Below are 25,438 nucleotides of genomic sequence, written 5' to 3'. Positions count from 1 at the left end.
CTTCGGACCGCGCCGCGGCGCGCGGCCCGGAACCACAATCTAGGGCCGAGGGGAGCCGAGCGGAAGGCCGGCCCGACGGGCTCTGACCGGGCGCGCGTCGTCCGCGCAGCCGGGCCCGTCAGGCGGGTGAGGCGGTGACCGCCCCGTCCGCCCCGACGTCGTAGGTGCGGCCCTGCACCACGAGTCCACGAAGCCGGGCTCCCGGGTCGAGGTCGGCGATGCAGCCACCGGCGGTGACGGTGCCCTCGAGGGACACCTCGATGCCGAAGATGCCGCGCAGCACCAGCTCGCACCAGGCACCCGCGGAGGAGCACGACCAGTCGATGATGTACGGCAGCTGCGGCGGGGTCTTCCGGGCCCCGCCGTCGATCGGCGTGACGGCCTCCTCGACGAAGTGCGCCTGCCCCGGCGGCCCCTGGTTCGCGCTGCGGGCCAGGCCGTCAAGCCACTCCAGGACCACCTCCGGGCGGCCCAGCGCGATCGCCGCGCGGGCGGAGTCCGGGGGCCAGGCGGGGTAGGCGCCGTTCCACTGGTGGTCGGCGCGCACGGAGTAGCCGGCGTTCTCGTCCCAGGGCGAGAGCGCCCGCATCCAGGACGGGGTGCGCAGCTCCCGCACGAAGAACTCGACCATCTCCCGGCGCTGCCGGGCGGGCAGGTCGGCGGCGATCGTCGTGCCGACCGTGGCGAAGTCGTAGGCATGCCGGGTCTCCACCAACGACCCGTCGGGCTGGCGGGCGTGGAAGTACCCGGCGCCGTCGACGTACAGCGCGTTCACCAGTGGCACGAGCGCGTCCGCCTCGGCGCGCAGCTGGGCGGCCGCGGCCGGCGCGTCGGCACCGCCCTCGAGCTCGGCGACCTCGGCCGCGGTCCGCAGGCACCAGACGTTGGCGGCGTTGAGGGAGGCGACCTCGTGCACGTAGGTGCTCACGCACTCCAGGAGGTTGTCGATGCCGCCGTAGTCCGCCAGGCCGGAGCCCGACCGGATCCGGTGCCACGCGCGGGCCCACGCCCGGACGTTCTCCGCCATGGTGCGCCGCTCGCCCGACGGGGTGGTGACGGCCTCGGCGAGGAAGTCGCGGTCGCCGTGGTAGCGCAGGTAGTCGGCCACCAGCCTGGTCATGGCGTAGTGGTTGACCGAGTACCAGTAGCCGACCGGTCCGCCGGTGAGCCACTCGGTGCCGAAGTGCCGCTCGATGTCCAGCCCCACCCAGTGCGTGATCTGCCGGCGCATGACGCCGGGGTCCAGCAGCGCGTGCACGGTCGAGGACAGGGAGTAGTCCCAGATGAACGTCGTGGTCTGCCAGTACCGCGGCATGAGGGTGTCGTAGGTGCGGCCGAGGACCGAGGCGGGGTTGTCCCGCCGGAACCACAGCACGCCCAGCGCGCCCCACCAGTACAGGGTGCGCAGCGCGTCGTCGCTGGTCTCCAGCACCGGCAGGCACCCGCCGAACTCCGGGTTCCCGGGTGTGAACATCGCCGCGAGGCTCGCGTCCCACGCCGCGCGGGACGCCTCGATCGCCCCGGCGACGTCACGCGCGATCCGGTCGTAGGCCGCGGTCGCCGTCGCCTCGTCCGGCCCGATCGTGTGCACGTAGGCGAGGACGCACGTCTCCCCCGCGGCCACCTCACGGCGCTCCTCGACGAGCCGCGGCGTTCCCGCGACGTCGGCGGCCTCGCCGCCGCGGCCGGAGACCAGGCCCTGCACGGCGACGGCGGACCCGTCCTCGGGCCGGCCGATGCGCCGCGCCCCGGCGACCGTCATGGTGTTCGCGGCCTGCGGCGGCTCGGCCCGCAGCCACGGGCCGTCCTGCCGCACCACGGTGGAGTCGATCCAGGCGCCGAACCGCAGCTCGCGGGCGTGCGCGGCGGTGTTGGTGACCTCGGCCCGCACCACGACGCCGGGCTCGCCGGGCGGGCACACGGTGGTGGTCTCGATGCGCCACCCGTCGATGGTGGTGCGGCGGGTGACGCGGTCGGGCCGCCACCGGCACTCGACCGGCTCGCCGTACGAGCGGGCCAGCCGGCCGCCGAGGTAGAGCTGCCCGGTGACGCAGTCGCCCTGCGAGACCGGCGGCACGTTGAGCGAGCGCACCGCGAGGACGTCGTGGTCCACCTGGGCGGTCGTCACGTGGTTGGTCAGGCCGGGCGGGTTGATCATGTCGTCGTAGGCGTCCACCACGACGGCGGAGGTGAAGTCCTCGACCGTGGGGATGACGCGGGTCCCGGCCGCGGTTCCACTCGGGCCGCCGGTCGCGGTGCCGGTCGCCGTCCAGGCGGCCGGGCCCGTGCCGGCGCTCATGCGTCGCTGTCCGGCAGCGCGACGGCGATGCCGGCCGTGAGTCCGCCGTCGACCGTCAGCGAGGTGCCGGTGACGAACGACGCGCGTGGCGAGAGCAGGAACTCGATCGCCTCGGCGACCTCGGCCGGGCGTGCGACCCGGCCCAGCGGGTGGGACCGGCCCCATTCGGCCACGACCTCCTCGGCCGTCCGCTCCCCGGCGAACAGCCCGGCTGCCCACCGCAGCATCGGGGTGTCGACCGAACCGGGGCAGACGGCGTTGACGCGGATGCTCTCCTGCGCGTGGTCCAGCGCCATGGACTTCGCGAGCGTGACCAGGGCGCCCTTGCTGGCCGAGTAGGCGGCGACGTCGGTCTGGACGTTGAAGGCCTGCACGGAGGCCACCAGCACGACCGCTCCCCCGCCCCTGGCGCGCAGCAGCGGGACCATCGCGCGGCAGGTGTTGAAGGCGCTGCCGACGTTGACGTCCATGACCTCCCGGTACAGCTCCGGGGTGGTGGTCTCCACGGTCCCGTACCGCTGGATCCCGGCGGCGCAGGCGACGCCGTCGAGGCCGCCGTGCCGTGCCTCGACGTCCGCGGCGACCTCGGCGAGCCGGGCGGTGTCCGTCAGGTCCACGACCACCGGCTCGAGGCGTCCCGGGCCGCCTTCGAGCGCGGCGGCCGTCGCCTCGAGGGCCGCCTCGTCACGGTCCAGGGCCACGACCACGGCGCCGCGGGTCACGAGCGCCTCGGCGACGGCGGCGCCGATGCCGGCGGCGGCCCCGGTGACGAGGGCGACCTTGCCGTCCCAGGTGCGTGCGTCGTCGGATGCCATGGGCGTCAACCTCCTGTAGTCAGAACTGGCCCAGAGACAGGCCGCGGGTGAAGGCGCGCTGGGTGAGCAGGAACAGCGCGACGGTGGGGATGGACACGAGCAGCCCGCCGGTGAGCACGGTGGGCATGGTGGAGCCGCCGTAGGTGGACTGCAGCGCCGAGAGCGCCGTCATGACCGGGCGGGTCTCGGCGGACTGGGTGAGGGTGAGGCCGAGCAGCAGGTCGTTCCAGATGAACGTGGCCTGCAGGATGAACACGGCGACCAGGGCGCTGGAGGACATCGGCAGGTAGATCCGCCAGAAGATCCGCCAGGTCGACGCCCCGTCCACGACGGCCGCCTCGAAGACCTGCCGGGCGATGCCGGAGAAGAAGTTGCGCATCACGAACGCGGAGAACGGCACCGAGATCACCATGTAGATGAGGATCATCCCGGCGCGGGTGTCGAAGATCTCCACCTGCACGTACGCGAGGAAGAGCGGCATGAGGATCATCTGGATCGGGAAGACCGTGGAGGAGAAGATCACCACGAACCAGAAGAACCCGTGCCGCAGCCGCAGCGCGACGATCGCGAAGCCGGCCGCGGCGCCGACCAGCACCGCCAGCAGCGGCGAGACCAGGCTGTACAGGGCGGTGGAGAGCACGCCCTCGGAGATGTCGCCGCGGCCCCAGGCGGTCGTGACGTTCTCCACGAGGCCGCCGAAGCCGGGCTGCCAGACGGAGGCCGCGCCGTACTGCTCGTTGGTCTTCGCCGCGTTGGCGAGCATGAGGTAGACCGGCGCGAGCCAGAGCAGGCCGAGCCCGATGAGGATCGCCTTGCGCGCGGTGTCCGCCCGCGCGCGGCTCGTCGGCCGGCCCATCACAGCTCCCTCGCCGGGGCGAGCTGGCGGCGCAGGTACAGCACGGACCCGGCCACGGTGACCACGGTGAGGAACACCGCGATGGCGGCGCCCAGGCCGTAGTCGTGGTCGACGAAGGACGCCTTGTACATGCTCAGGGCGAGGGTCTCCGAGGAGGTTCCGGGCCCGCCCTTCGTCATGCCCCAGACGATGTCGAAGGTCTTCAGCGACCCGACGATCGACAGCCCGACCACCACGGTGGTCAGCGGCGCCAGCATGGGCCAGGTCATGGTGCGGAACAGGGTGAAGCCGGAGGCGCCGTCGAGCCGGGCCGCCTCGAGGGGCTCCTTGGGGATCGACTGCAGCCCGATGCCGAACAGCAGGGCGTTGACGCCCGCGCCCTGCCAGGTGGCGGCCAGGATCATCACGATCGTGTTGAGCGGGGCGTCCAGCAGCCACCTCAGCTCGGTCCCCGGCAGGTGCAGGAACCGCAGCGCCTGGGTGAGGGCGCCGTCGGTCTGCAGGATGAAGGTCCAGATGACGCCGACAGCGATGCCGGAGATCGCGTACGGCAGCAGGAAGGGCAGCCGGTACCAGAACGAGCCCTCGAGGTCGTGCGCGAGGACGGCGATGAGCAGGCCCAGGCCCACCGGCAGCACCAGGGTGCCGACCACCCACAGCAGGGTGTTGCCGACGGCGGCGAGGAAGCCCTCGTCCGTGAACATCTCCGCGTACTTCGCCAGGCCCACCCACTCCGGGTCGCCCAGGCCGTCGTACTCGGTGAGGCTCAGGTAGCCCGTCCACACGAACGGCAGGTAGAGCAGCACGACGACGACGGCGAGCGCCGGCAGCACGAACGCGCGAGAGGACCAGCGGTACGTCGGGCGAGGCTTGCGCGGCGATGGGCTCGTCCGAGCCGACCGCCGCACCGCGGTGGCTGTCATCCTCGCCCGCTACTCCTGCTCGGCCCAGTAGGCCTCCGCCTCGGACTGCAGCCGCTCCAGGGCGGGCATCGGGTCCCCGCCGTTGGTGACGAACTCGCCGAAGACCTCGGTTGAGGCGTTGTAGACCGGCAGCGGCGTGGCCTCCAGGTAGCGCTGCTGGATCTGGAAGTCGCCGTCGTTGACCGTCTGGACCAGGTCCGCGAGCTCCTGGTCGGAGGTCTCGACGTTCGGGTTGACCGGGACGTCCCCGTGCGCCGCGATCCACTCGGTCTGCGCGGCGTCCGACAGCCACCAGGAGCTGTACTCCAGCGCGGCCTCCTCGTTCTCCGCGCCGGACCCGACGCACAGCGGCCCGGTCTCCAGGACCATCTGCTGCTGCGCGGTGTCCGGGTCGAGGTTCGGCATCGGGAAGACGCCGTAGTCCTCCCCGGAGACGGCGCCGGCCTCCTCGAGCTGGCCGGTGAAGAAGGTCCCGAAGTAGGCCATCGCGACGTCCCCGCTGGAGAGCAGGGTCTGCGGGTCGGTCTGCACGCCGGGGTCCACGTAGTAGCCGTCATCGATCATCCGGCCCCACTGCTCCATGACCTCGACGACCTCGGGGTCGAGGTAGCTCGCGTCGCCGGTCTGCAGGCCCTCGTAGGTCTCCGGCGAGCTGCCCGCGAGCATCGCCATGAACCACACGAACTCGAAGATGATGTTCATCTGGTGGAAGGGCACCTCGCCGTTCTCCACCAGGGTCTGGGCGGTCGTCATCAGCTCGTCCCAGGTCTGCGGCTCCTGAAGCCCGTACTCCTCGAAGGTGGCGATGTTGTAGTACATCGCCCAGTAGGAGACGTGCAGCGGGACGCAGTACTGACGCCCGTCGTAGGTGTAGTTGTCGATGAGCCCTTCCGGGACCAGGCCCTGCTCCTCGAACTCTGTCCACAGGTCGGTGGTCTCGGCGACCAGTCCCTGCTCGACGAGCTCGCCGAGCTGTGGCCCGGTGTGCCAGGTGAACAGGTCGGGCACGTCGTTGGTCCGGAAGGACTGGGTGATGAACGAGTCGTAGGCGGCGGGGTCGGAGTAGCCGGTGAACTCCAGCGTCATCCCCGCACCGGCCGAGGCCTCGTTCATCGCGTCGAAGTCCGGCTCCCAGGCGGCCTTGTCGGTGAAGAACGAGATCGTGGCCTCGCCGTCCTCACCGCCGCCTCCGCCGTCGCCGGAGCCGCCGCCGCAGGCGGCCAGGGCCAGTGCCAGTGCGGTCAGGCCGCCGACGGCAGGCGCGTGCTTCCTCATGTGTTCACCTCGTCGTGAAAGGGGGTGGGCGGTCGGGCGGGTCGGGTGGATGAGGGTGGGCGGTCGGGTGGATCAGTGTGAGGGGGTCGGGTCGGGTATGGCTGTCCGGTGTGTCGGGTCTCAGGGCTCGACGTCGAGCGTGACCTCGACGAACCGTGGCCGGTAGATGCTCACGTCGTCGTACAGGTCGGTGTTCTGGAGCGAGTTGACGTTGTAGGTGACGGTCAGGGTGTCCTCGGAGCGCAGCTCGGGGTGCTCGTGCGCGTTGTACCCGATGACGTTCGGGTTGCCGTAGCTGCCCTCCGGTCCCACCTCGGGCATGTCGAACAGGGTCGTCGCGTGGCGGAACGGGCCCTGCGGCGAGCAGGCGACGTAGGCCTCGACCGCGGGGCTGAACGGCTCGGAGGTGTCCTGCGTGATCAGCAGGTACCCGTCGCGGTACGGCGTCACGCTGTACTCGTTGGCGACGTCGGGCAGCACCCGGGCGGAGCCGGTCTCCTGACGCGTCCACCCGGTGCCGTCCCAGTAGCGCCACGTGTCGGGGTCGGTCAGGTCGCCGCCGAGCACCTTGGCCACGTGCAGGTACTTCTCCTCGCCGAGGTCCTCCACCCCGTAGACGTAGACGGTCCCGCCGGGACCGGTGCGCGCGTACCAGGACGCCCACTGCACACCGGCCTCGGACGGCAGCGGGGCGAGGTCGGTGACGTCCCAGGTCTCGGTGTCGATCGTGGCCAGCGAGTTGTGGCTCCACTCCCAGTCCCACTGGCCCTCGCCGAGGCGGTCGAAGCCGAGCACGCCCACCTGCAGGTCGCCGGACGGGGTGGGCAGGCCGGCGCCGAACCAGTGCCAGTCGGCGTCGTCGGTGGGCCCGACGAGGCTCGTGGGCTCCTGCCGCGTGCCACCGGTGACGGTGCGGAGGTGGCCCCAGTCCTGGACCAGGAGCGAGTTGTTGAGGAACGGGGTGTCCTCGGGGCGTGAGCCGTCCTCGGCGACGGGGCCGAGGAAGGTGTCCGAGAAGATCCAGACCAGCCTGCCGTCGCGCAGCGGGACGGAGTAGGTGGAGTCGGCGCCCGTCCAGCCGGCGCCGGCGTCGGCGTACGTGGTGAAGAGGTCGGTGAGGGGCGCGTGCGGCCGGGCGGTCGCGGAGATCGTCGCGTGGGTGAGCGTGCACTCCCGGCCGGGGTCGGGCCGCGGTCCGGCGACGGCGGGCGCGGCCGTGGCGAGGGGTGCGAGGAGCGCGGCCAGCACACCTCCGGCGAGGGCGACGGCGGTGCGCGAGCGCCTCACGAGGGCACCTCGGCACGTCGTCGGGAGCGCGTCACCTCGAGTCCTCTCCGGGCCTCTCCGGCGAGACCCACGCCCGGGGTCGTCGGCGCGGCCGACGCGACGTCCGCATGACCCCTTGGCACCCGACAGATCTAACCACCAGACGGGGGGCGCGACAACGGCCTCCCCGGTCGGACTGCGGCGTTCCGCAGCGGTGCCGACGGCCGGCCGGTCGCGCTACCGGGTGCCGCCGACCTGCTCGAACGGCGTCGGTACCTCGCCGGTCCACCGGTGCAGGTACAGGTCCGCCGCCTCGAGCGACCGGCCGTCGACGACGACGTCGGACTGGCGGGCCACGTAGTAGGTGCCGTCGCCGAAGGACTCGATGCCGACGTCGGCGGTGAACTCCCAGCCTCGCACGCCGGACGGCTCGTGCAGCCGGCCGTCCTCGACCAACGAGAGCAGCATGCCCTCCTCCGGCTCCGGCTGGCCGACGACCGGTCCGCGGACCGGTGGCGCGGCGCCGTCGACGATGTACAGCGAGTGGTTCGGGAACTGCGGCTTCTCGCCCCGGTAGACCCCGAGCAGCCAGTTGCCGGTGTACGGGTCGTACTCGAGGTTCTGCACGCCGTACCTGGTGTTCCCCGTGCGGACGAAGTACTTGCCGGCCGGCTCGCGCGGGCCGGAGCGGTGCGGCTCCGCCTCGCTGAGCGGGCGCTCGAGGTGACGCCACCGGCTGACGTCGTACTGCAGGATCACCTGGTGGTCGTTGTCCGACCGTTCGGTGTTGGAGTACACCCCGTAGGCGACCGACAGCAGCTGCCGGCCGTGCTGCCGGCCGTGCCGATGGCCGAAGGCGGGCCCGAAGGAGACGCCGTCGATCCCACTGCACCCGTACCGGTGGTCGGCGGTGTCGGCCACGTCGCCGTCGAAGACGCCGTCGCCGTCCATGTCGGCCGTGAAGTCGTCCACGACCTCCTGGAGGTGCACCGTGGTGAGCACGCCCGAGGTCTCGGCGTCCATGCCGATCTCGTCGACCTCGTCCACGTCGATGACGGCGATGTAGAACGCCTCGGCGTCCTTGTACTCCAGCGAGCCGTACACCCGTCCGTCGCGCGGGTTGAGGTCGAGGTCGCCGAGGTGACCGGTCAGGCCCGTCACCGTCCCGACGACGTTCCCCGCCAGGTCCGTCTTCACCAGCATCGTGGTGAACGAGTAGTACACGTACCCGCGGCGACGGTCGACCGCGATGCCCTGCACGTGGCCGGCGTCCCAGGCTCCGCCGTCGATGTGGGCCGGCAGGTCGTGACCGTGCGGGCCGCCCGGCGTCCCGTGGCCGGGGTGCGCGGCGGCCGGTGCTCCGAGGGCGGGCACGCCCGTCCCGGCGACCATGGCGGCGGTCAGCAGGGCGGTCGCGGGTCGTCTCCTACGTCCGTGTCGTCTCATGCGGACGATGGTTGTGCGCACGGGCGAACGGCCGGACAACGCCTCCCGAACCCGGTGTGAACTCCTCCGGATGGTCCGCTCAGTCGCGCGGTCGGCGCGCCTTGAAGTCCTGCGCGATGGCGTCGAACGTCGACCACCGCACGCCCTCGTGGCCGCTGATGTGCTCGATGAGCCGCTCGAGCATGAGCAGCACCTGCGGGCGGCCGGAGACGTCCGGGTGGACGGTCATCGTGAAGACCGCGTACTCGCACTCGCGGTAGACCCAGTCGAACTGGTCGCGCCACATCTGCTCGATGTCGCGCGGGTTGACGAAGCCGTGGCTGTTCGGACTGGTCTTGATGAACATCATGGGCGGCAGGTCGTCGAGGTACCAGCTCGCCGGGATCTCGACGAGGTCCGTCTCCTCGCCCCGGACCAGCGGCTTCATCCACTCCTCGGCCGGCTTGTCGTAGTCGATCTTCGACCACGTGTCCCCCACGCGGACGTAGTAGGGCTCGAAGTCCCGGTGCATGAGCGAGTGGTCGTAGGTGATGCCACGCTCGAGCAGCAGCTCGTTGGTCACCCGCGAGAACTCCCACCACGGCGCCACGTAGCCGGTCGGCCGGCGGCCGGTCCGGCTCTCGATGAGGCCGATGCAGTGGTCGAGGATGGCCGACTCCTGCTCCCGGCTCATCGCGATCGGGTTCTCGTGGCTGTAGCCGTGCACGCCGATCTCGTGGCCGGCGGCGACCACCTGCTCGAACTGCTCGGGGAAGGTCTCGATCGAGTGGCCCGGCCAGAACCAGGTGGCCGGGAGGCCGTACCGCTCCAGCAGGGTGTTCAGCCGGGGCACGCCGACCTCTCCGGCGAAGAGTCCGCGCGAGATGTCGTCGGGCGAGTCCTCCCCGCCGTACGAGCCCAGCCAGCCGCCCACGGCGTCGACGTCGATGCCGAACGCCACGAAGATGTCCTTGGCCACGATGGTCCTCCGTCTCGGTCGGTGCCTTGCGGTGCGCCGGCGCCCCCCGGAGTCGGGAGCCGCCCGTCAGAGGTAGCGGTCCACCACCTCCTGGGTGACGTCCTCTCCGGTCGACAGCAGCAGCGCGAGCAGCAGACGGCTGTGGAACAGCGGCACGCCGCCGAGCACCAACGCGCCCGCGGCCACGAGGTCCACGCCGCCGCCGTTGCCGTAGATCGGCACGACCGGGCCCTCGGGCACCCGGGTGGACAGGCCGACGACCGTGCCGCTCGGGACGGCCTCGCGCGTCCAGTCCAGCAGTGCGTGGTTGCCGTTGCCCACCCCGGTCCCGGCGAGCACGACGCCGCGGGCGCCCGCCTCCACGGCCGCCCGGGCGAGTGCCGCGTCGGCGCCGGGGTGGACGGTGACGACGTCGACGCGCGTCTCGTCGAACCTCGGGCCGGGCACGGGCAGCGGTGCCGGGCGGACGGGGCGTGCGGTCAGCGAGACGTGCCCGTCGCGGACGGTCCCGACGGGTCCGCCGTCGCCCGTGCGGAACGGGCCGGTCGCGATGGTGTGGTGCTTCCGGGTCCGGGCGGGGTCGTAGATCCCGCCGGCGAAGACGATGAGGGCGCCGCAGCCCCGGGTGTGCGGCGACGCGGCGACGGCGATCGCGTCCCGGAGGTTACGGGGACCGTCGGTGTCGGGCTGGTCGGCGGTCCGTTGCGCGCCGGTCAGCACGACCGGCTTCTCGCCGTCACCGACGAGGCTGAGGAGGTAGGCGCTCTCCTCCATCGTGTCGGTGCCGTGGGTGACGACCACGCCGTCGACGCCGTCACGGCGGAGCTCCTCGGTCACGGCCTCGGCGAGCAGGCGCAGCTCGTGGTGGCGCAGCAGGAACGAGCCGATGGTGAACAGGTCGCGGCCGATCACCTCGACGTCGTCCACCGGGGCGCCGGTCAGCAGGTCCGAGGCGTTGTGCATGGCGACGGCGCCGTCATCCCCTCGACCTGCCGAGGCGATGGTTCCTCCGGTGGCGATCACGACGACGCGGCTCATGTGGCCCCAGTGTGCTCACGCGACGGCGCCGGCGCGAACCGGCGCCACGGCGGACCGGAGCGTCGGGCGCGGGTCCGGGCAGGCGTCTCGCCGCTCGCCGTGCGCCACTGCCCCTCCTTCGCCACCCTGGTCCCGCAGAGCAGGAACGGAGCGAGGAGGCGCGGTGAGCGCAACGGGGACCGTGGTGGTCAGCGGGGCATCGGGGCGGATCGGGCAGTACCTGCGAGCGGTCGACGGCGGCCTCGCCGAGCGCGGATGGCGACTCCGGCTGCTCGACGTCACACCGGTCGAGGACGGCCGGCCGGAGGAGGAGGCGTTCACCGCGGACGTGAGCCTCGAGGAGTCCTCCGACGTGCTGCGCGAGGCGATGACGGGCGCCGACGCGGTCGTCCACCTGGCCGGGATCCCCAGCGAGGACGTCTGGAGCCGGATCCGCCGCACCAACATCGACGGCACCTATCGCGTGCTCGAGGCGGCACGGCAGGCCGGCGTACGGCGGGTGGTGCTCGCCAGCTCGAACCACGCCGTCGGGTTCTACCCCACGGACGAGGTGGCGCGGACGGACCGGCCCGTACGGCCCGACTCCTTCTACGGCGTCTCCAAGGCGGCGATGGAGGCCCTGGGCAGCCTGTACGCCGACAAGTACGGGCTCGAAGTCGTCTCGCTCCGGATCGGGCTGTGCGCGGACCGGCCCGCGTCGACCTTCGACCTGGGCATCTGGCTGAGCCCGGGCGACGCGGTCCGCCTGGTCCAGGCGGCCCTGGCCGGTCCCGTCGAGGGCCACGTGGTGGCCTACGGCATCTCGGCGAACACCCGAGCCTGGTGGGACCTGTCCACGGCCCGGGGCCTCGGGTACGAGCCGCAGGACGACGGCGAGGCGTACGTGGACGCCGTCGAGACCTACGACGGCCCCGACGTGCTCGGGCACGGCATGGTGGAGCAGACGCCGGACTGACGGGCACGAGGCGACGGTCAGAACAGCGCCGGCTGGGCGGGCTCCACGGACGGGGGCGACTCCTGCGGCGTCGAGGCGGCATCACGCTCACGCCACATGCGCTCGGCGCGCCGGTCGAAGCCGTGCCGACGGCGGATCCGGCCGGCCCGCTCCCCGAGCCACGTCCGGTACTCCTTCGAGGCGTACGAGCCGCGCCCGTAGATCCGCCGGTACCGCGGCACGAGCTGCGGGTACTCCCGCGCCAGCCAGGCCATGAACCACTCGCGCGCCCCCGGCCGCAGGTGCAGGGCACCTGTCGTGACGTCGCCGGCGCCCGCCTCGGCCAGCGCGGCATGCAGCGCGTCGAGCTGCTCCTCGGAGTCGGTCAGCCAGGGCAGGACGGGCATCGCCAGCACGTTGCAGCCCAGCCCGGCGTCGGTGATGGCGCGGACCAGGTTCAGCCGGGCCCGCGGGTCAGGCGTGCCCGGCTCGAGACGCTGCTGCAGATCGGGGTCCAGCAGGGCGATCGAGACCGCGATCGAGACCGGCACCTGTTTCGCCGCCTCCACGAGCAGCGGCAGGTCCCGCTTCAGCAGCGGGCCCTTGGTGAGGATCGAGAACGGCGTCCCGGAGTCCGCGAGCGCCTGGATGATCCCCGGCATGAGCCGGTAGCGCCCCTCCGCCCGCATGTACGGGTCCGAGTTGGTGCCGAGGGCCACGTGCTCGCGCTGCCACGACGGCCTGGCCAGCTCGCGCCGCAGGACGTCGACGACGTTCGTCTTGACGATGATCTGCGTGTCGAAGTCCGCACCGGAGTCCAGGTCCAGGTACTCGTGCGTCTTCCGCGCAAAGCAGTAGGAGCAGGCATGGAGGCATCCCCGCGTGGGGTTGATGGTCCACGTGAACGGCATGCTGGATCGAGCCGGGATGCGGTTGAGCGCGCTCTTGCAGAGCACCTCGTGGAACGTGACGCCGTCGAACTCGGGCGTCCGGACACTGCGGACCAGCCCCTTGAGGGGCAGCAGCGCCTGCGGGTCCGTCCCGTCGATCCGCTGGGCTTCCCATCGCACAGCAGCATTCGAACATGTATTCGATCCGATGTCCACGGCTGACGCACCGTGTCCGCCCGAGCGGTCGGCACGCGAGAGACGTGGGCCGGCGCGGACCCGGGACCACGACGACGCGCTTTCGTCCGAGCAGGTGCACGAGCGAGTCCCCCGCGCCGAATCCCGGTGGTCCGGGCACCCGACCCGTGGCAGGCTCGCAACCGCCCCCAACCACCGGCCGACAGGAGTCCCGTGCCCGCGCAGGTCGTCACCGCCATCCCCACCCCCTTCGCCGTCGACGGCGAGGTTGACCTCTCCACCTTCGACGCGGCGCTGCAGCGGATCGAGCCTCACGTGGCCGGCGTGCTGGTCGCCGGCACCACCGGCGAGTTCGTCTCGCTCGACGACCCGGAGCGCCTCGCGCTCTTCCGCGCCGCGCGCGAGACGCTCGGCCGGGAACGGGTCATCGCGCACGTCGGGCACGGCAGCACGCACCAGGTGCTCCGGCTCGCCGAGGCCACCGTCGAGACCGGCCTCAACCGGCTCGCCCTCGTCACGCCCTACTACCTGCAGGGCGACGGCGCATCGATCGTGGACCACTACCGCGCGGTGACGACGGCGTTCCCCGAGGTGCGTCTGTACGCCTATCTCTTCCCGGAGCGCACCGGCTCCGACCTGGACCCCGAGGTCTTCGCCGAGATCATGGCCCTGCCCGGCGTGGCGGGGGTGAAGCTGTCCGGACGCGCGAGCGCGCGCCGCGGCGAGTACGCCCCGGCGCTCCAGCAGGACCAGGAGCTGTACTCGGGCGACGGCGGAACGCTGCCGGCCGTCGTCGAGGAGGACGGTGCCGGGGTGATCGCCGCGCTGTCGGCGGCGTTCCCCGCGACGTACGCCCGGCTCGCCACGGCGCTGGACGACGGAGACGACGAGGAGGCGCGCGCCGCCCAGGCGGTCATCGAGGAGATGCTGCCCCTGGTGGGTGCCAGCATCTCGCGTCTCAAGGCCGCCATGTCCGCACGCGACGGCGCCGTCTGGGGGCACCGGATGGCCATGCCGACGGTCACGAAGGACGTGCAGGACCTGATCGCCGCCGCGGTCGCGGAGCATCCCTGAGCGGGTTGTCCACAGCCCCTCACGCGGTGCGGCCGACCCCGGCAGACTGAGGTCCGTCACACCGTCGCGACGAGGGGGACCGAGATGCCGGACCGGCAGCAAGGCGTCGGCGATCCGTACGCAGCAGTCCCGACGGACCCTGGCCACGTCACGCCCGACCCGCGACCCGCACCGGCCCTCGTCACGCCACGCCGCCCGGGCACCGTCCGGGCCGCCGTCGCCCTCATGTACCTCGGAGCCGCCGTCACCGTCGCGGTCGCGATCCTCGTCCTCACCGGCGGAGTGCGTGCCGGCCGGGACCTCACGCTCCAGGACGAGGCCGGCACGAGCGGGCTACCCGGGAGCGGCCTGGTCGTCGGCATGCTGGCCACGGTTGTCGCCATCGCCATCCTCGGCGTCGCCAGCGTCTGGCTCGTCATGGCGATCACGAACCGGCGAGGCCGGCGCTGGGCACGGGTCGTCGCGACCGTCCTCGCGGCGTTCAACCTCGGCAACATGCTGGCCGTCAGTCACGCCATCGCCGACGCCTACGCCGGCGTGATGCCCCCGGGGTTCGACGACCCGCAGATGTTGCCGGGGCTCCTGCCCTGGCTGGCATACGTCGGCGTGGGCCTGGCCGCGGTCGTGCTGCTGTGGCTGCCGGCCTCCTCCGCGTACGTCCGTGCGCGGGCAAGACCAGCCGGCGAGCGGGGCTAGCCCATGCCCACCCGGTGACCGAGACCATGCCGTGGTGCACACTTGCCCGTCATGAGCTTCATGCCCTTCTCGGGGCCGGGCGGTCCACGGTACGGCTTCGGGGTCATCCAGCAGGTGCCCAGCTGGGTCTCGACGACCCTCACCTCGGCGATCGTCGGCGGCTTCCTCGGGGAGTGGGTGGCCAGGAGGTACCAGGACAAGCTCCTCGGTTGGGCCACGTCGATCGTGGAGAGCGACGTCCGGGTCCTCGAGGCCGGTCAACCGCTGCCTGCGGTCCCTGAGGAGCGACCGCCGCGGGACCGCAAGCAGAAGAGCCTCGTGCGGTGCTACGGCACCGGGATCCTCACCGGCGGGTTCCTCGTGTGGCTGATCGTCTACGCGGTGATCGCCGGCAGCGCGTCAACGACGGACCTCACCGGCCCGCAGGCCATGCTCGGCGCGTTCCCGATCGCGTTCGGCGCCGGGCTGCTCGGGTTCGTGGTGCCCGGTCTGCTGCCGATCGGCATCGGGTTGTGGCTGTGGGAGGTGTCCCAGCGGATGCGCGGGCCCGCCCAGCAGTTCCGGCACGACTTCTGGGCCGGACGCGAGGAGCTGCGCCGCGCCGTCGAGACCGGGGAGGTCTCCCCCGCCGAGGCGGCCGCGCTGATGCTCGGCGAGGCGGACTGGCAGTCCGTCGTGACGTCCCGCACGGCTCCACCCCAGGCCGCGCCGCAGATGGCCGGTGCCTCGACCGGTGGGGCACCGGACGCAGCTCCGCCGGGCGTGCCCGCGCCGGGCACGCCCGCGCCGGTCGCTCCCGAGCTGGAGGCACCCGAGCTCGGCGATCCTCAGGCGGTCGGGCCCGGCCCCGACGGGTGGCCCGTCCCGCCCGCCGACCAGCCGGTCGAGTCGGTCATGGTGCTGGCGCTGGCGGCCGGCCTCGCGGAGGCCGGCGGGGGCTACCGAGGGCCGGAGGCCGGGCGTGACAGCACGGCCGCGCAGGTGCACCGCGCGCTGAGCGACCCGGCCGCGCCCGAGCGCGGGACCGTACGCGTCATGCCGCCGCACTGGGCGGAGGCGAGCGAGGCGTTCGTCTGGCTCATGACCGTGTACGACGACCACCCGCTGGACACCCACCGCGAGGCGCTCGCGAACATCGCGGCCTTCGGGCCGCTCGACCCGCAGGACCCGCGCATCGCGCAGCTCGCCGAGGCGCTCGGCTACTACCGGGCAGCCGGCTCACCCCGGGTCTGACCTCCGCCGCGACTCACGCAGCCCGAGGCCGGAGGCTCCCTACAGCTCGGGCACTCGCGTCCCGTACCGGTGCAGCAGCGTCTCGTTGCTGGGGCCCTCGCCCACGTTGGCGCTGCGCCAGAACGGCACGGCCGGCTCGGCGTCGGCGCACAGCACCAGCACGGCGTTCCACAGCAGCGCGTTCGCCAGCGAGGACTGCGGCGCGGTGCGGGGGTCCGCCGCGGGCCAGGTGACGTCCCCGGGCGGGACGCGCGTGTCCAGCACGACGTCGGCGACCTCGTACAGCCGTGTCCCGGCCCGGGACGGTCCGGCGTCGGACGCCGCACGCGAGGTCACCGCCACCACGGATGCACCGGCGTCACGGGCGGCCAGCGCCGCCTCGACGGGCACCGGGTTGATCCCCGAGCTGGAGAACACCACGAGCACGTCCCCCTCGGCCACGTCGGTCACGAGCTCCCCGCCCAGACCGGTGCGGCGCTCGGCCTCGGTCGAGGCGCCGGCACCGTTCAGCGGCAGCAGGTCGGGGTGCCACAGCGGCCGGACGAACGGCAGGCCGCCCGCGCGGTAGAAGGTCTCCACGACGCCGGAGGTCGAGTGCCCGGAGCCGAGGGAGTACACCAGCTGGTCCGCGCGCCACGCGGCGAGCACCAGGCCGGCCGCCTCGGTCAGTGCCGCCGCGTTGGCCGCGACCACGTCCTGCAGGTGGGTGAGGGCTGCGGCGGTGTACGCCCGGAGCGCATCAGACACGGACCCCTCCGGCCAGCAGCTCCTCGGCGGCCCGCGCGTCGCCGACACCGCGGAGCATGTCCGCCAGCCCACCGGACAGCGCGGTCCCCAGGGCCTTGATCATCGCCATGTGGGAGCCGCCCGAGGAGAAGGCGAGCACGACGTCCACGGGGTCGTTGCTGGGGTGCCCGAACGCCACGGGCTCGGCGAGCCGGGCGGCCGCCAGGCCCTCCGTCGTCGTGCCGTCCGGTGCCTGCGCGTGTGCCAGGGCCACGCCCGGCGTCAGCACGATGTAGGGGCCGTTCTCCTCGACCGACCGCACGCAGGCCGCCACGTACGCCTCGTCTGCGGTGCCGAGCTCGACCAGGAGCTCGGCACCGGCGCGTACCGCCGCCCGCCAGTCCGGGGCGTCGACGTCGAGCACGGCGCGGACCGGGACGCTGCCGGGCGTCACAGCCACCCCTGCTCCTCCAGCGCCGGCCTGAGCCGGGCCTCGAGCGCCGCGTCGTCGACGAAGTCCTCGACCGTGACCGTGACCGGAGCGGCGCCGTCGAGCTCGGAGGTGTGCATGCCCTGCCCGACGATCACGTCGGCGTCGGCGGACCGGGCGTAGGAGATGTCGTTGTTCTCCACCTGCGCCGGGATCCCGAGCCGCTGCAGGACGGTCTCGGTGGTCATGCGCAGGATGAGCGAGGTGCCCATCCCCAGCCCGCACACGGCGAGCACCTTCAGCGGGTCGGGGCGGTCCGTCATGCGGCGTCCTCCGTCCTGTTCGGGGTGACGGCCTCCGCGGAGGCGTCGTCGGGAGTCATTCTGCGCGAGAGCACCAGCAGGATCACGACCGTGGCGAGCAGGACCGCGGCGGCGACCACCCAGGTCGCGCCCGCCGCGCCGAGCGGAGCGAGCGCCTGGGCCAGGACGAGCAGCAGCCACCCGACGGCGTACCAGTCGGGGTCGGCGAGCGTCGCGATCTCCGGGGCGGTGTCGCCGTACAGCCCCCACCCGATCCACTGCCCGAACGCGAGCAGCACGCCGTTGACCACGCCGCCGAAGATCGCGCCGCGCCAGCCGGCGACCGCGTTGCCGAAGACGCCGCCGGACCCGCCGCCGAAGAACAGCATGATCATCGGCGGCACGAGGACGAACCAGCCTGCTGCGGCGAAGACCCCCATGAGGATGAGGAACACCACGGTCGAGGAGAGGAAGCCGATCATCACCGCGGTGGGGGCCTTCGGGAAGGTCACCGGGATGTCCAGCGCGGGCCGGGTGCCGGGCAGCACCTTGTCCGAGATGCCCTTGAACGCCGGGACGATCTCCGCGAGGAACATCCGCACCCCGAACAGCAGGATCGCGATGCCCGCGGCGAACCGCAACGCCTGGGTCAGACCCCACGCCCACGGCAACAGCTCCGAGCCCGCCATCTGCTCCTCCACGACGGCCGGGTCGGCGAAGGCGATGGCCGCCAGGATGATCGCGGTCACCACGAGCGCCGTGGAGACGTTGATGTCCTTGAAGAAGCTGAGCTGGCGCGGCAGCTTCAGCTTCTCCGAGTCGTGCTCGGCGGCGTCGCCGAGCCGCAGCGCCCGCGAGCCGTAGCCGGCCAGCAGCGCCACGGTGGAGGTCGTGTGCCCGAGTCCGAACTGGTCGTGCCCCATCAGGCGTCGCATGAGCGGGGCCACCCACAGCGGCTGCAGCGTCCAGTAGCAGCCGATGATGACGGCGCCGGCCAGGATCAGCGTGGTGCGCGGCAGCCCGTCGAACACCTCCACCAGCGAGGCAGCGATGACGATGCTCATCCAGAACATCAGGTGGCCGGTGAGGTAGACGTAGCGGGCCGCGGGGAAGACGCGCACGAGGATCAGGTGCACCGCGAACCCGACGGCGATGATGAGCGGGACCGCGGAGCCCGCGCCGGCGAGGAAGTCGTTGAGCGTGCTGTTCGAGGTGGGCGGGTCCAGCCCGACGGCGGAGGCCACGATGGCCTGGAACGCGGACAGCCCACCGGTGAAGATCTCCACGCCGATCGTCAGGATGACGACGCCGACGACCGCCCGCAGCGTGCCGCCCACCACCGTCTCGCTCGGCTTGCGCTGCAGCAGCAGTCCGACCAGCGCGATGATCCCGATGAGGATCGGCACCTGGTTGAAGATGTTGTTGGCGATGCCGGCGAGGACGCTCTGCACGATCTCCATGGGTAGCTCCTGCGCGCGGGGACGGTTGCCGACCGTCCGGAACGTATCCCCGCCGGCGGTGCCGGTCAACGCGGCCGGGTGAGGCGCGTCGCACCGGCCGGGAGCGCCATGACCTGCGACGTCGGCGGCAACCGTACTGCCGCTCGGCCACGATCTTCGGCAGACTGGTGCCCCACGCCGCCGTGACCGAGGAGAGCCATGTCGGACCCGAACGACCCGCAGCGTCAGCCCGGCGAGCCGGAGCCGCCCCGGTTCGGCCAGCGCCTGCCCCCCGAGGGTCCGCCGCGGTACGGCGCGCAGGACGGGCCGGGCGGCGGACCGGACGCGTCCGGGCCCGCAGGACCCGGAGGGGCGGGGCCCGGCGAGGACGGGCCCGCGGCACTCGAGCGGCCGCGGCCGCTGCGGCTCGCCGTCATCCTCATGTACGTCGGCGCCGTCATGTCGCTCTTCGACACGATCGCGGCGAGCACCACGCGTGACGCGCAGCGCCAGATGGCGGAGCAGGTGGCCACCGAGCAGGGCGCGCCGGGGCTCGCGGGGCAGATGGCGGACTTCGTGTTCACGGTCTCGGTCGCCGTGCCGCTCATCGCCGTCCTGCTGTGGGTGTGGATGGCGGTCAAGAACGGTCAGGGCCGGTCCTGGGCCAGGGTCGTGGCGACGGTCTTCGGCGGTCTGGCGGTGGTGGGCTTCCTGTTCAGCATCGGCCAGCAGACGGCCCTGCCCGCCCAGCTCGCGTTCGGGGTGCTGCGGCTGCTGCTCGCCGTCTCGATCCTCGTGCTGCTGTGGAACCGGGAGTCGACCGAGTACTACGAGGCGGTCTCGGCGCGCCGTCGGGCGTGAGGGCCGCTCACGGCCTCCAGATCAGCGACTCCAGGTCCACCTCGGAGCCCACCATCCCGTACCGGCGGGCCGCATCCGCGATCGGCGCGAGCCCCTCGGCGGTGAGCTCGGCGTCGAAGTTGCTCAGCGGCGTCACCGCGGCCACCTCCGGTGAGATGCCGGTGAAGTCCGGCGTGAGCTCGCGCAGCTCCTCCTCGTGCGCGGCGGCGTGCGAGAGCGACCGCTCCACCGCACGCTGCAGGGCGCCGTAGAGCTCCGGGTCAGCCTCCGCCGCCTCCCGGTTGATGAACCACGCGCCCATGACGAATGGCTCGGGCGAGAGGTCCCAGTGGGTGTTGGCGAGGGAGACCATGCCCTGCTCGAGCGCCATGGTGCCGAACGGCTCCCCCGCCACGAACGCCGAGACGTTGCCGGTCTCCAGCGCCTGTACCTGGTCCGGGAGCGGGAGCTCGACGAACTCGACCGCGTCCGGGTCACCGCCGGCGGCCTCGACCGATGCCCGGCCGAGCAGCTCCGCGTAGCCGCCGAGTGAGTTCACCGCCACCGACTCGCCCTCGAGGTCGGCCGCGGTCTCGAACTGGCCGGGGTTGACGATGATGTCGTTCTGGCCGCGGTCCGGGTCGCCCCAGGAGGCGTTGGCCACCGCGATCATCGCCAGTGGCAGGCCCTGCTCGGCACCCTGGAACACCGACAGCGTGGCGCTGAACCCGGCCTGGTACTCGCCACTGACCACCGCCGGCACGACGGCGGCACCGCTGGCCCCTTGGTCGATGGTCAGCTCCAGGCCCTCCTCCTCGAAGAACCCCTGCCGGTCACCGAGCTCGATCACCGCGGCGTCCGCCGTCGGGATCGCGCCGATCGTGACGGGCGTGAGCCCGCCGGCCGCCTCCTCCCCGCCGCCGGACGGATCCTCGCCGGCTCCCGTCGCCCCGCCGCACGCAGCGAGGCACAGCGCGGTCGCGACGCCGATCATGCCGATCGTCGTCCGGTGCGGACGTGTTCCCATGAGCTGCCTCCGTCGCCAGGTCGCGCCGATCGTGCCCCGCGCCGCGGCACTCCGGAAGACGCTCTGCCACTGGGCGGAAAGCGGCCGCCGCGGACGGGCGTGCCCGCCCTACGCTCGTCCGCCATGCCGACCACCACACGCGCCGCGATCATCCGCGAGACCCCCGGAGACTTCGAGCTCGTCGAGCTCGGCCTCGACGACCCCCGCCAGGGCGAGATCCGCGTGAAGATGGTGGCAGCCGGGCTGTGCCACTCGGACTACCACCTGGTCACCGGCGACTCCGTCCCGAGCCACCTGCCGATGGTCGGCGGCCACGAGGGCACCGGGATCATCGAGGAGGTCGGCCCGGGGACGCCCGGGTGGAGCGTGGGCGAGAAGGTCGTCTTCTCCTTCATCCCGAGCTGCGGGCGCTGCCGGTACTGCAACGAGGGCATGACCAACCTGTGCAACCTCGGCGCCTACCTGCTGCGCGGCAGCCGGTTCGACGACCTCGACAGCTACCGATTCCAGCTCGAGGACGGCACACCGGTCGGGCAGTTCTGCGCGCTGGGCACCTTCGCCGAGCGCACGGTCGTCTCCGTGGACTCGGCGGTCAAGCTGCCCGACGACGCGCCGCTGGAGACGCTGTGGCTGCTCGGGTGTGGAGTCGGGACGGGCTGGGGCACGGCGGTGTACGCCGCGGAGACCCGGCCGGGCGACGTCGTCGTCGTCATGGGGATCGGCGGGATCGGGATCAACGCGGTCCAGGGCGCCCGGCACGCCGGCGCGGTGGCGGTCATCGCCGTCGACCCGGTCCAGCTGAAGCGCGAGAAGGCGCTCGAGGTCGGCGCGACGCACGCGTTCGCCACCATGGACGAGGCGGCCGAGTACGCCCGCTCGGTCACGAACGGGCAGGGCGCCGACCGGGCGCTGGTGACGGTCGGCGTGGTGACCGGCGCACACGTGGCGGAGGCGGTCGCCGCGATCGGCAAGGGCGGCGTGGTGGTGATCACCGGCATCGCGCCGGCCAGCGAGGACTCCATCCCGGTCGGGCCGTTGGAGCTGACCCGCTTCCAGAAGCGCATCCAGGGCGCCATCTACGGGGCGGCCAACCCGCGCGCCGACATCCCGCGCCAGCTGCAGCTCTACCAGGCCGGGCACCTCAAGCTCGACGAGCTCATCAGCCGCACCTATCGGCTGGAGGAGCTGGCCGCCGGGTACCAGGACCTGCTCGAGGGCCGGAACGTGCGCGGCGGGATCGTCTTCGACTGAGCTCGCCTGACCGCTGCGCGAATCCACGTTCGCCGAAACGCGGAGCAGGGACGACGCCCGCTCCAGGTTCCCGCCTGGCGCCGGATAGGGTCGCAGCTGCCAGGTCAGGACGACGAAGGAGCAGGTCCCCATGCCTGAGACGGGTGCGCCGTCCGGGATCATCGCGATCGTCCGGCTGCGCCGCGAGCGCGCCGTGGACGAGATCGCCAGGGCGCTGGTCGCCGGCGGTGTCGGTGCCGTCGAGGTCACCATCGACACGCCGGGGGCGCTGGAGGCGATCGGGCGGTGGCGCGACGACGGCGGCGCGCTCGTCGGGGTCGGCACCGTGCGCACCCCCGACCACGCCCGCCGCGCGATCGACTCCGGTGCCCAGTTCCTGGTCACCCCGACCACCGTCTCCGGCGTGCTCGCGGTGGCCCGCGACGCCGGCGTGCCGATCGTCCCGGGCGCCCTGAGCCCCACCGAGATCGACGCCGCATGGCAGCAGGGTGCGGCAGCGGTGAAGGTCTTCCCGGCCGACGCGCTCGGCGGACCGGCGTACGTCAAGGCCGTCCAGGCGCCGTTGCCGGACGTCCCGCTCGTCCCCACCGGTGGCGTGAACGCCGAGAATGCACGGGCCTACGCCGCGCTCGGCTGCGTGGGCGTCGGCGTCGGCAGCGCCTTGGTGGACGAGGGCACCGTCGCTGCCGCTCACTGGGACGTGCTCACCGACCGGGCGAGCGCCCTGCAGGCCGCATGGTCCGCCGGGCTCACGGCCCGATGAGCTGGCCACCTGAGCCCCGATCCCTCGGGGAGCGTCTCGACGTCGTCGGGGTCGGCGAGGTCATGCTCCTGCTGCAGGCCACGCCCCCGCGGACCGTCGCGGACGCCGAGACGATGCTGGTCGACGTCGCCGGCGCCGAGTACAACCTGTGCGCCGCCGTCGCGCGGCTCGGCGGCCGCGCCGCGCTGCTCACCCGGCTCGGCGCGGACTCCCCCGCCGATCGCATCCGCCGCGCCATGGCCGACCTCCACATCGACGACGCGCTCGTCGCGACCGACCCCGGCCGCCCCACTGGGCTGCTGCTGCGCGAGGTGCCACCCGACGGCGCCCGCCGGGTCACGTACTACCGGTCCGGCTCGGCCGCCTCGGCGATGACGACGACGGACGCGGCCCGGGTCTGGGACGAGCCGCCGCGCGCCGTCGTGCTCTCCGGGCTGACCGCCGCGCTCGGCGCGGGACCGCGCGATCTCGTCACCGCACTGGCCGCACGCGCCGCGGACCACGGCACGAGCGTCGTCGTCGACGTGAACCTCCGCCCCGGCTTCGGCGACCTCGACGCCGTGGTCGCCACGCTCGGGGAAATCCTGCCCCGCACCGACCTGCTCGTCCTCGGCGACGACGAGTCCGAGCCGGTCCTCGGTGCCACCGAGCCCGCGGCGGTCTTCGCCGCAGCCCGCGACCGCGGCGTCGGCGAGGTCGTCCTCAAGGGCGGTGAGCGCGGCTGCTGGTACCCCGGCCCCGAAGGCGCACCGGTGCACCTAGCGAGCCGGGCCACGCGCGTCGTCGACCCGGTCGGTGGCGGAGACGCGTTCCTCGGCGGCTACCTCGCGGCCCGGCTGACCGGCGCCTCACCGCGCGCCGCGGCCGAGCTCGGCTCGGACCTCGCCGCAGGGGTCATCGGCGCGTTCGGGGACACGCAGGGCCTGCCGGACGCCCGCGACGCGGTGCGGTGGGTGCGTGGCGCCGACCTGCTGACAAGCACACCGATCCCACGACGCAAGGCCGAGTCTTGGCGGGCCGACATCGCCGCCGCAGTCGACGACGACGTTCCTACCGACCCCTGGGAGCGGGCGTGATCCCGCTCGTTCCAGCGGCCCTCTCAGTCGCCGAACGCGGAGTCGAGACCGTCCTGGAGAGCCTCGGCCTGATCCTCGGAGATCCGGCCCTCGCCCTCGAGCTCGTCGACACGGTCACCGAAGTCCTCGGTGCGGTCCTCGACCTTGTCCTCCTTGCCCTCGTCGACGGCCTTGAGGACCTCCTCCCACTTCCTGAGTAGGTCCCGCTCGACGTCGGGCTCGAGTCCGAGCGAGGAGATCAGCTGGCCCATGTCGTCATCGGGAGCCTCGGCGTTGCCGCGTCCGGCGTTGCCGCGTCCGGCGTTGCCGTGGCCGGCGTTGCCCTCGCCCTGGCGTCCCCCGCCGGGGCCACCCTCGCCTGCACGCCCGGGACCGCCGCCGGGGCCCTCACCACCTGGGCCCTCCGGGCCCGGGTCCTCCTGAGGAGGGGTCGTGGCGGCCTCGGGATCGGTCTCGGGTTCGGTCGTCTCGACCCGATCCGGCGCTGTCTCCTCCGCGGTCGGGCCGCCGGCCGCCGGCTCCTGACCGTTGCCGCTGAGCTGGGCGACGGCGATCACCGCGACCAGCAGCGCAGCCGCGACCGCGACGGCGAGGAACCAACGACGGCGAGGACCGGCTGCCTCGCTCGATGTCTCGGTGGGTGGCTCGGCGCCCGCCGGCATCACGGCCGTCCCGCCCGCCGGCATCGCCACCGTCGTACCGTCCGGCATCACCGCCGTGGTGCCGCCCGCCGGCATCGCCGCGGTCGACGCCGACGCCATCGCAGCGGTGGCCTCGGCGTCGGGCGTCCCGACCGCTGCCGTCGCCCCGACCCCCGAGGCGTCGGTGGCCACGCGCTCCAGTGTGCGCCGCACCTCCTCGAGGCTCGGCCGCGCGGTCGGGTCCTTGGCCAGCATCCGCGCCACCACGTCGTCCAGCTCGCGCGGGACGTCGGGCATCGCGGCGCTCAGCCGCGGCGCGGTGGCGTCGAGGTGCTGGCGCACGACCTGCATCGGGTGGTCACCGGCGAACGGGGGCCGGCCCACGGTCATGGCGGTGACGAGGCAGCCCAGCGCGTAGACGTCGGTGGCCGCCGTGACCTCGCCACCCTCGGCCTGCTCGGGCGCCATGTAGTCGGCCGTGCCGATCACGGTGCCCGGCGCGGTCAGCGTCGCCCCGGCGGCCTGCGTGGCCACGGCGATGCCGAAGTCGACGACAGTGACGTCGTCGCCGTGCAGCAGCACGTTGCCGGGCTTGACGTCCCGGTGGACCACCCCGGCGCCGTGTGCGGCCGCGAGCGCACCCGCGACCCGGGCTCCGACGCGCGCCGCCTCGCCGGGCGGGAGTGGGCCCTCGCGGAGGGTCGTCGCCAGGTCGGTCCCGTCCACGAGCTCCATGACGAGGTAGGCCGTATCGTCCTCGAGGCCGGCGTCGTAGACGGTGACGATGTCGGTGTGCTTGAGGCTCGCGACGGCCCGGGCCTCACGCTGGAGCCGCTCGCCGAGTGTCGGGTCGTGGGCGGCCGCGAGGTTCACGGTCTTGACCGCCACGCGCCGACCCAACCGGGTGTCGCGCGCCTCCCAGACCTCGGCCATGCCGCCCCTGCCGAGCAGGCGGCCCAGCTCGTAGCGGCCGAGAAGCAGGTCCGACGTCATGCCCACCATCATGACGGCACCGACGCGCCCGTCACGTCGCCGGACCGGCCGC

The 25,438-nt window shown here is 73.0% G+C and carries 24 protein-coding genes; 8 read left to right on the top strand and 16 right to left on the bottom strand.

The window, feature by feature from the left end; translation table 11 throughout:
• Positions 1 to 118: 118 nt before the first annotated feature.
• The 9 genes from ACFQQL_RS11980 to ACFQQL_RS11940 form a co-directional block, all read right to left on the bottom strand.
• Positions 119 to 2,158 (bottom strand): glucosidase family protein, encoded by a 2,040-nt coding sequence (locus ACFQQL_RS11980; RefSeq protein ID WP_465254054.1) that lies wholly within the window; start codon positions 2,156 to 2,158, stop codon positions 119 to 121.
• 137 nt (positions 2,159 to 2,295) lie between these two features.
• Positions 2,296 to 3,114: an SDR family NAD(P)-dependent oxidoreductase gene (locus tag ACFQQL_RS11975; RefSeq protein WP_382394624.1), complete on the bottom strand. Its 819-nt coding sequence runs from the start codon at positions 3,112 to 3,114 to the stop codon at positions 2,296 to 2,298.
• A 19-nt stretch (positions 3,115 to 3,133) separates the two neighbouring features.
• Positions 3,134 to 3,970 carry a carbohydrate ABC transporter permease gene (locus tag ACFQQL_RS11970; protein ID WP_382394622.1) on the bottom strand — a complete coding sequence of 279 codons (837 nt, stop codon included), beginning with the start codon at positions 3,968 to 3,970 and terminating at the stop codon, positions 3,134 to 3,136.
• The gene (locus ACFQQL_RS11965) at positions 3,970 to 4,893 is read right to left on the bottom strand and encodes a carbohydrate ABC transporter permease (RefSeq protein ID WP_382394620.1); all 924 of its coding nucleotides are present in this window, start codon (positions 4,891 to 4,893) and stop codon (positions 3,970 to 3,972) included. The genes ACFQQL_RS11970 and ACFQQL_RS11965 overlap by 1 nt, the downstream gene beginning before the upstream one ends.
• Before the next feature lie 9 nt (positions 4,894 to 4,902).
• On the bottom strand, positions 4,903 to 6,168 hold the full coding sequence (locus ACFQQL_RS11960) for an ABC transporter substrate-binding protein (RefSeq protein WP_382394618.1): 1,266 nt from the start codon (positions 6,166 to 6,168) through the stop codon (positions 4,903 to 4,905).
• 120 nt (positions 6,169 to 6,288) lie between these two features.
• Entirely contained in the window at positions 6,289 to 7,455 is a 1,167-nt protein-coding gene (locus ACFQQL_RS11955) for a DUF4185 domain-containing protein (RefSeq protein WP_382394616.1), read from the bottom strand.
• Positions 7,456 to 7,671: 216 nt separating this feature from the next.
• Positions 7,672 to 8,880 (bottom strand): hypothetical protein, encoded by a 1,209-nt coding sequence (locus ACFQQL_RS11950; RefSeq protein WP_382394614.1) that lies wholly within the window; start codon positions 8,878 to 8,880, stop codon positions 7,672 to 7,674.
• Between the two features lie 79 nt (positions 8,881 to 8,959).
• Complete coding sequence (locus ACFQQL_RS11945) at positions 8,960 to 9,838, bottom strand: polysaccharide deacetylase family protein (RefSeq protein ID WP_382394612.1); 879 nt, start codon at positions 9,836 to 9,838, stop codon at positions 8,960 to 8,962.
• A gap of 66 nt (positions 9,839 to 9,904) precedes the next feature.
• On the bottom strand, positions 9,905 to 10,876 hold the full coding sequence (locus tag ACFQQL_RS11940) for an asparaginase (RefSeq protein ID WP_382394610.1): 972 nt from the start codon (positions 10,874 to 10,876) through the stop codon (positions 9,905 to 9,907).
• Positions 10,877 to 11,039: 163 nt separating this feature from the next.
• Between ACFQQL_RS11940 and ACFQQL_RS11935 the strand changes: the two genes are divergently transcribed.
• Positions 11,040 to 11,831, top strand: coding sequence for an NAD-dependent epimerase/dehydratase family protein (locus tag ACFQQL_RS11935; protein WP_382394608.1), 792 nt, complete (start codon positions 11,040 to 11,042; stop codon positions 11,829 to 11,831).
• A gap of 17 nt (positions 11,832 to 11,848) precedes the next feature.
• Here the strand turns inward: ACFQQL_RS11935 and ACFQQL_RS11930 are convergent, their stop codons facing one another.
• Entirely contained in the window at positions 11,849 to 12,880 is a 1,032-nt protein-coding gene (locus ACFQQL_RS11930) for an Rv2578c family radical SAM protein (protein WP_382394606.1), read from the bottom strand.
• Positions 12,881 to 13,108: 228 nt separating this feature from the next.
• Between ACFQQL_RS11930 and ACFQQL_RS11925 the strand changes: the two genes are divergently transcribed.
• From ACFQQL_RS11925 to ACFQQL_RS11915, 3 genes are all read left to right on the top strand, one after another.
• Positions 13,109 to 13,969 (top strand): dihydrodipicolinate synthase family protein, encoded by an 861-nt coding sequence (locus ACFQQL_RS11925; RefSeq protein ID WP_382394604.1) that lies wholly within the window; start codon positions 13,109 to 13,111, stop codon positions 13,967 to 13,969.
• An 84-nt stretch (positions 13,970 to 14,053) separates the two neighbouring features.
• Positions 14,054 to 14,665 carry a hypothetical protein gene (locus tag ACFQQL_RS11920; protein WP_382394602.1) on the top strand — a complete coding sequence of 204 codons (612 nt, stop codon included), beginning with the start codon at positions 14,054 to 14,056 and terminating at the stop codon, positions 14,663 to 14,665.
• 51 nt (positions 14,666 to 14,716) lie between these two features.
• Entirely contained in the window at positions 14,717 to 15,898 is a 1,182-nt protein-coding gene (locus ACFQQL_RS11915) for a hypothetical protein (protein ID WP_382394600.1), read from the top strand.
• Between the two features lie 39 nt (positions 15,899 to 15,937).
• On the opposite strand, the gene ACFQQL_RS11910 is transcribed toward ACFQQL_RS11915, so the two are convergent.
• From ACFQQL_RS11910 to ACFQQL_RS11895, 4 genes are read right to left on the bottom strand one after another with little or no spacing between them, the layout of a single operon-like run.
• Entirely contained in the window at positions 15,938 to 16,645 is a 708-nt protein-coding gene (locus ACFQQL_RS11910; protein WP_382394598.1) for a sugar isomerase domain-containing protein, read from the bottom strand.
• Complete coding sequence (locus ACFQQL_RS11905; RefSeq protein ID WP_382394596.1) at positions 16,638 to 17,084, bottom strand: PTS sugar transporter subunit IIA; 447 nt, start codon at positions 17,082 to 17,084, stop codon at positions 16,638 to 16,640. Before ACFQQL_RS11905 ends, ACFQQL_RS11910 begins: the two co-directional genes overlap by 8 nt.
• Positions 17,075 to 17,377, bottom strand: coding sequence for a PTS sugar transporter subunit IIB (locus ACFQQL_RS11900; RefSeq protein ID WP_382394594.1), 303 nt, complete (start codon positions 17,375 to 17,377; stop codon positions 17,075 to 17,077). The genes ACFQQL_RS11905 and ACFQQL_RS11900 overlap by 10 nt, the downstream gene beginning before the upstream one ends.
• Positions 17,374 to 18,816, bottom strand: a complete 1,443-nt coding sequence (locus ACFQQL_RS11895; RefSeq protein ID WP_382394592.1) for a PTS ascorbate transporter subunit IIC — start codon at positions 18,814 to 18,816, stop codon at positions 17,374 to 17,376. The genes ACFQQL_RS11900 and ACFQQL_RS11895 overlap by 4 nt, the downstream gene beginning before the upstream one ends.
• 198 nt (positions 18,817 to 19,014) lie before the next feature.
• On the opposite strand from ACFQQL_RS11895, the gene ACFQQL_RS11890 reads away from it, so the two are divergent.
• Complete coding sequence (locus ACFQQL_RS11890; RefSeq protein ID WP_382394591.1) at positions 19,015 to 19,656, top strand: MFS transporter; 642 nt, start codon at positions 19,015 to 19,017, stop codon at positions 19,654 to 19,656.
• A gap of 7 nt (positions 19,657 to 19,663) precedes the next feature.
• Here the strand turns inward: ACFQQL_RS11890 and ACFQQL_RS11885 are convergent, their stop codons facing one another.
• A complete protein-coding gene (locus ACFQQL_RS11885; protein ID WP_382394589.1) occupies positions 19,664 to 20,662 on the bottom strand; it encodes an ABC transporter substrate-binding protein in 999 nt (332 codons plus the stop codon).
• A 123-nt stretch (positions 20,663 to 20,785) separates the two neighbouring features.
• Here ACFQQL_RS11885 and ACFQQL_RS11880 point away from each other — a divergent pair, with 123 nt between their 5' ends.
• From ACFQQL_RS11880 to ACFQQL_RS11870, 3 genes are all read left to right on the top strand, one after another.
• Complete coding sequence (locus ACFQQL_RS11880; protein WP_382394587.1) at positions 20,786 to 21,913, top strand: NDMA-dependent alcohol dehydrogenase; 1,128 nt, start codon at positions 20,786 to 20,788, stop codon at positions 21,911 to 21,913.
• A 130-nt stretch (positions 21,914 to 22,043) separates the two neighbouring features.
• Positions 22,044 to 22,676, top strand: coding sequence for a bifunctional 4-hydroxy-2-oxoglutarate aldolase/2-dehydro-3-deoxy-phosphogluconate aldolase (locus tag ACFQQL_RS11875; RefSeq protein WP_382394585.1), 633 nt, complete (start codon positions 22,044 to 22,046; stop codon positions 22,674 to 22,676).
• Positions 22,673 to 23,752 (top strand): sugar kinase, encoded by a 1,080-nt coding sequence (locus ACFQQL_RS11870; RefSeq protein ID WP_382394583.1) that lies wholly within the window; start codon positions 22,673 to 22,675, stop codon positions 23,750 to 23,752. Before ACFQQL_RS11875 ends, ACFQQL_RS11870 begins: the two co-directional genes overlap by 4 nt.
• A gap of 23 nt (positions 23,753 to 23,775) precedes the next feature.
• Here ACFQQL_RS11870 and ACFQQL_RS11865 read toward each other — a convergent pair whose 3' ends face one another.
• The gene (locus ACFQQL_RS11865) at positions 23,776 to 25,386 is read right to left on the bottom strand and encodes a serine/threonine-protein kinase (RefSeq protein ID WP_382394581.1); all 1,611 of its coding nucleotides are present in this window, start codon (positions 25,384 to 25,386) and stop codon (positions 23,776 to 23,778) included.
• Positions 25,387 to 25,438: the final 52 nt, after the last annotated feature.

It is taken from the genome of Georgenia alba (assembly GCF_042665525.1).
In the GTDB taxonomy this organism is placed as follows: domain Bacteria; phylum Actinomycetota; class Actinomycetes; order Actinomycetales; family Actinomycetaceae; genus Allobogoriella; species Allobogoriella alba.
Note: the sequence above shows the minus strand (reverse complement) of the source record. Positions and strands in the feature narration are given on the sequence as shown.